We start from the raw sequence: 5,149 nt of genomic DNA, 5'->3' as shown, positions 1-5,149 counted from the left end.
GGGGGGGTCAGCCCCGCAGGACCTCGCCGACCAGGGCGCGGGCCTCGTCCTGGACCCGGGCGAGGTGTTCGTCGCCGTGGAAGGACTCGGCGTAGATCTTGTAGACGTCCTCGGTGCCCGAGGGGCGGGCGGCGAACCAGGCGTTCTCGGTGCAGACCTTGATGCCGCCGATCAGGGCGCCGTTGCCGGGGGCCTTGGCGAGGACGGCGGTGATCTTCTCGCCGGCGATCTCGCCGGCGCCGACCCGTTCGGGGGACAGGCGGGCCAGGCGGGCCTTCTGTTCGCGGTCGGCGGGGGCGTCCACGCGGGCGTAGGAGGGGGCGCCGTGGCGCTCGGTCAGTTCGCGGTAGTGGGCGCTGGGGGTGGCGCCGGTGACGGCGGTGATCTCGGAGGCCAGCAGGGCGAGCAGGATGCCGTCCTTGTCGGTGGTCCACACCCCGCCGTCGCGGCGCAGGAAGGAGGCGCCGGCGCTCTCCTCGCCGCCGAAGCCGATCGAGCCCTCCAGCAGGCCGTCGACGAACCACTTGAAGCCGACCGGGACCTCCACCAGGGTGCGGCCGAGGTCGGCGGCGACGCGGTCGAGCATGGAGGAGGAGACCAGGGTCTTGCCGACGCCGGCGTCGCCGGGCCAGTCGGCGCGGTGGCGGTAGAGGTAGTCGACGGCCACCGCGAGGTAGTGGTTGGGGTTCATCAGGCCGCCGTCGGGGGTGACGATGCCGTGGCGGTCGGCGTCGGCGTCGTTGCCGGTGGCGATGGCGTACTCGTCCTTGCGGCCGATGAGGGAGGCCATCGCGGCCGGGGAGGAGCAGTCCATGCGGATCCTGCCGTCCCAGTCGAGCGTCATGAACCGCCAGGTCGGGTCGGTCACCGGGTTGACGACGGTCAGGTCCAGGCGGTGGGTCTCGGCGATGCGCGCCCAGTAGGCCACCGAGGCCCCGCCGAGCGGGTCGGCGCCGATGCGCAGGCCCGCGTCGCGCACCGCGTCCAGGTCCAGGACGGAGGGCAGGTCCTCGACGTAGGCGGTGAGGTAGTCGTGGCGCCCGGTGGTGGCGGCGGCCAGCGCCCGCGCGTAAGGGACCTTCTTGACGCCGCGCAGGCCCTCGCGGATCAGCTCGTTGGCGCGGTCCTGGATCCAGCCGGTGGCCTGGGAGCCGGCCGGGCCGCCGCTGGGCGGGTTGTACTTGAAGCCGCCGTCGCGCGGCGGGTTGTGCGAGGGGGTGACCACGATGCCGTCGGCCAGCGCGCGGGGGCTGCGCCGGTTGTGGGCGAGGATCGCGTGGGAGACCGCCGGGGTGGGGGTGTAGCCGTCGGCGGCGTCGATCAGCACCTGAACGCCGTTGGCGGCCAGGACCTCCAGGGCGGTGGCCCTGGCGGGCTCGGACAGGGCGTGGGTGTCGGCGCCCAGGAACAGCGGGCCCGCGACGCCCTGTTCGGCCCGGTACTCGCAGATCGCCTGCGTGGTCGCGGCGATGTGGTCCTCGTTGAAGGCCGCGTCCAGCGACGAGCCCCGGTGCCCCGAGGTCCCGAACGCCACCCGCTGCCCGGGCTCCTGCGGGTCCGGGTTCAGCGCGTAGTACGCCGTCACCAGCCGCGCCACGTCCACCAGGTCACCGGGCTGCGCCGGCTGCCCGGCCCGTGCGTGTGCCATCCGTCTTCTCCCGCCGAAAGTCGGTACTCGCGATACGTCGTCGCTCCGCGCTCACCGATCGTAGCCAGAACGCGACCGTGCCCCGAACCGCGCGAACGGCCCGGGGCACCACGGACGGACGGGGACGGGCGGGGCGGCAGGGCTCAGGCGGGCAGTTGCTGGCGGTGGGCCGCCAACTCCTCGGCGGTGGTGGTGGCGAGGAACTCCGTCACCCGGTACTCGGTCAACCCGGCCCGCACGAACGGGTCGGTGGCCACCAGTGCCTCGATGCCGGCCCGGTCCGGTCCCACCGCGAGGATCACCCCGCCGTCGCGCGGCACCTTGCGCCCCGAGGCGAGGAAGGTGCCCGCCGCGTAGTGCTCCCGGAGCCACTCGATGTGCCGGGGCAGCACGGCGTCGATCGACTCCACGTCGGCGGTGTACGTCAGCTCAAGTACGAACATGCGGCCCAGGCTAGACCCAACGCCGTTCGGTCAAGGCGGCTCGGGGGCGCTCCTTCGTGCCGCGCGCGGCGTGGTCGGGCCGATTCCGCGGCACCGCCGAAACACCGGCGCTCCGGCGGTTCGACCACGGTATTCCGGCGCCCCGTCGCCGGCCGGAACAGCCGGGGCGAATATGACGCCCAGTCATCGGAAAGTCACGCATCTCCGTGGTCGGCGTACACCCGTGATATTTCGCGGCCCGATTCCCGCGGACGGATCTCCGTAGCCGGTTCGTCACGCCCCGCATTCGCTCCGCCCGGAATTCCACGCGCGACACGCGGCCCGCGCGGGGCCTTCCGGACAGTCCTTCGGGCAGGGCTTCCGGGCGGGCATTCCGGACGGGGCGCGGACACGGGCCGCCGGCCCGGCCTCGGCTAGACGTCGAGAGCGGCCTCGATGCGCTTGAGACCGTGCCGGGCGAGCGCAAGGTTGGCGCGCGAGCGGTCCAGCGCCAGGTAGAGGAAGAGCGAGCCGTGACCGCGGGTCAGCGGGCGGATCAGGTGGTACTGGGTGCCGAGGGTGATCAGGACGTCCTCGATGACATCGTCGATCGACAGCGCGGCCAGGGCGCGTATCTTCGCACGAACGACCTCGGTGTTGGCGGCGGCCGCAATCTCCAGGTCGAGTTGCTGCCCCCCGCCGAGGAACCCGAGCGACATACCGCTCTCGTAGTCGGCCACGGCCACTCCGATGGCCCCCTCGATGGCCATCGCGTCCTTGAGTGCGTCGTCAATGTTCATGCGCTGTTCGTCCTTTGCGTGACTTCCGGGCGGAACTCCCGTGTGCAGGAACAAAGTAGCAAGAAGTCACCGGTTGTGGTCACCTCGTGAAAATGATGGAATAAAGTACGCTACCGGGGGTTCAGAACGTGAAGGGGTACTGGTGCGCGCACTCGAAGCTTCCCTCTCCGATGTGCTCGGCTCCCCCGGAGTGGTCGGTGCCGCGCTCGTCGACGCCGTCACAGGTCTCAGCTACCAGTCCGCCGGGGACCACCGGCTGCTCGGGACCGGGGCCGAACTCGCCGAGCTGACCAACCTGATCGGCGAGCGGCTGTACGAGGCAGGGGCGGAGAGCGAGTTGGAGAGCCTGGTGGTCACCAGCACCCGCCATCACCAGGTCGTCCAGGTGGTGTCCCGGAAGGGCGACCCCCTGCTGCTGGCCACCGTGCTGGACCGGGAACGGACCAACCTGGCGCTGGCCGTCCGCCAGACCGCCGACCGCGCGCAGGACTTGCTGGCATGACCGACCCGTCCTACGACACGGCGCCGCCCGGCGTGCCCGCAGCTCCCACGACGCCGGCTCCGCCCACCGCGCGCAACGTGCCCGCGCTGCTGCTCGCGCTGCGCCGGACGGAGTTCACCGGCTCGGTCACCGTCTCCGGCGCACCGGGCGGCACGATCCACCTGGAGCAGGGTCTGGTCGCCGCGATCGAGACCCCCGGGGCCCCGACCGCCGAGACCCTGCTGCTGAAGTCCCGGCGCGTCGGCGAGGAGGAGTGGGCGTCCGCCGAGACGGCCGCGTCCGCCGGCCAGCCGGCCGACGCCGCCCCGACCTGGGGCGGCGACCTCGGCGCGGCCCTGGTGGCTCAGGGGTCGATCGGCGCCGCCGAGCTCGAAGCCGTCTGCGCCGCCGCCGCCTTCGACGGGGCCTTCGCCCTGGTGCTGAGCCCGCCCGGCAGTTGGGAGACGGCCGAGGCGGCGCCGCCTGCCAGGATCGCGCTGCGCCCGGGCATCGAGCCGGAGCGGCTCTTCGAGGAGACCGCCCGGCGGACGGCCCTGCTGACCCGCCTCTGGGGACCGCCCGGCGAACTGGCCCGCATCCGGATCCGTCCTGCCGCCCGGGCCGAGTCCGGCGCGCTGCGGATCCCGGTCCGCCACCGGGAGATCCTGGCCGCCGCCACCGGCCGCCGCACCGCGCGCGACCTCGGCTTCGCCCTGGGACGCGGCGTGTTCGCGGTGCTCCTCGACGTCGTACGGATGGACGCCCGGCACCTGCTCCACCGGGAACCGGCGCACCCGACTCCCCTGGCACCGAGCGTGGCCCCGCGCAGGCCGACGGGCGAACCGCCGCCGGCCGGCACCGGGCCGCTGCCGCGCCGCGTCCGCGGCGGACGCGGCGCGGGTGGTCCGGGCGGCCCCGGCGGCCTGCCCGCCCGATCCGAGGGAGCGGCGGCCGCTCCCGACGGTCCACCGAACGCACACCGCGCCGAGCACACCGCGCGTACCGAGACGACCGAGCAGAGCGAGAAGAGCGCACCATGAGCAGCCAGACACCGACCGCCGTGCTGGTCGACGAGTTGAAGTCCCTCCGCGACCGGGTCATGGGCATCTCGGAGAGTGTCATCTCCACCACCGACGGCCTGTTGGTGGCCGCCGACACGGCCGCCGTCCACCCCGAGTCGGCCGCCGCCCTGTCGGCCGCCATGCTCGGCCTCGGCCGGCGCACCGCGGCCGAGGTCGGCGTGGGCGGCCTGCGCGACGTGGTCACCCGCTGCAACAGCGGCTACGTCGTGGTGCTGGCGATCGGGGAGCAGGCGCTGCTGATGATCCTGGGAGACGAGGGCCTCGACGTCGCCGGCCTGCACCGCGAGTCGCCCGCCACGGTCCGCCGCCTGGGCGAGCTGCTCGGGATGGTCCCCGCGGTCTAGTCGGGCAGTTGCCGGAGCTCGGTTGCACGTGGGTCACGGCCCGCCTCCCCCGCCTCCGCGACTCCGCCTCGGGAGCAGGCTCGGGCTCGGGCTCGGGAACCCGGGCCCGGGAGTTCGGGCTCGAAAGTTCGGCCCCGCGGCGCCCGGCCGGGAGGGTGCCGACCCCCATCCTGCCAGGTCGGGCAAGGGTTCGGTAGGACGCAGCCCACCCTTCTTCCGCCTTGCCGCGCGTCGGTGCGCGCCCGCAGACTCGTGCGCATCCCCTTCCGTGTCCCGCGCCGACCGTCCTTTCCAGGGCGGCCGGCGCGCACGGCGTGCTGCCCCCGCACAGGGGCGGCGGGCGGACGGGGGGACCACACGAACGACGAAGGG

The 5,149-nt window shown here is 73.7% G+C and carries 6 protein-coding genes; 3 read left to right on the top strand and 3 right to left on the bottom strand.

What is annotated here, in order from left to right; genetic code table 11:
* Nucleotides 1-7: 7 nt before the first annotated feature.
* The 3 genes from pgm to ACIQOV_RS26600 form a co-directional block, all read right to left on the bottom strand.
* Nucleotides 8-1,648, bottom strand: coding sequence for a phosphoglucomutase (alpha-D-glucose-1,6-bisphosphate-dependent) (gene pgm / locus ACIQOV_RS26610; protein ID WP_359906354.1), 1,641 nt, complete (start codon nucleotides 1,646-1,648; stop codon nucleotides 8-10).
* 143 nt (nucleotides 1,649-1,791) lie between these two features.
* The gene (locus tag ACIQOV_RS26605) at nucleotides 1,792-2,091 is read right to left on the bottom strand and encodes a YciI family protein (RefSeq protein WP_401052578.1); all 300 of its coding nucleotides are present in this window, start codon (nucleotides 2,089-2,091) and stop codon (nucleotides 1,792-1,794) included.
* A 413-nt stretch (nucleotides 2,092-2,504) separates the two neighbouring features.
* On the bottom strand, nucleotides 2,505-2,870 hold the full coding sequence (locus ACIQOV_RS26600; protein WP_359906349.1) for a hypothetical protein: 366 nt from the start codon (nucleotides 2,868-2,870) through the stop codon (nucleotides 2,505-2,507).
* A 142-nt stretch (nucleotides 2,871-3,012) separates the two neighbouring features.
* Between ACIQOV_RS26600 and ACIQOV_RS26595 the strand changes: the two genes are divergently transcribed.
* From ACIQOV_RS26595 to ACIQOV_RS26585, 3 genes are read left to right on the top strand one after another with little or no spacing between them, the layout of a single operon-like run.
* Nucleotides 3,013-3,372 carry a hypothetical protein gene (locus ACIQOV_RS26595; RefSeq protein WP_363587515.1) on the top strand — a complete coding sequence of 120 codons (360 nt, stop codon included), beginning with the start codon at nucleotides 3,013-3,015 and terminating at the stop codon, nucleotides 3,370-3,372.
* Nucleotides 3,369-4,391: a hypothetical protein gene (locus tag ACIQOV_RS26590; protein ID WP_401052576.1), complete on the top strand. Its 1,023-nt coding sequence runs from the start codon at nucleotides 3,369-3,371 to the stop codon at nucleotides 4,389-4,391. Before ACIQOV_RS26595 ends, ACIQOV_RS26590 begins: the two co-directional genes overlap by 4 nt.
* Nucleotides 4,388-4,777 (top strand): roadblock/LC7 domain-containing protein, encoded by a 390-nt coding sequence (locus ACIQOV_RS26585; RefSeq protein WP_401052573.1) that lies wholly within the window; start codon nucleotides 4,388-4,390, stop codon nucleotides 4,775-4,777. Before ACIQOV_RS26590 ends, ACIQOV_RS26585 begins: the two co-directional genes overlap by 4 nt.
* The last annotated feature ends 372 nt before the right edge of the window (nucleotides 4,778-5,149 follow it).

It is taken from the genome of Kitasatospora sp. NPDC091257 (assembly GCF_044757675.1).
Taxonomy (GTDB): Bacteria; Actinomycetota; Actinomycetes; order Streptomycetales; family Streptomycetaceae; genus Kitasatospora; species Kitasatospora lactacystinica.
Note: the sequence above shows the minus strand (reverse complement) of the source record. Positions and strands in the feature narration are given on the sequence as shown.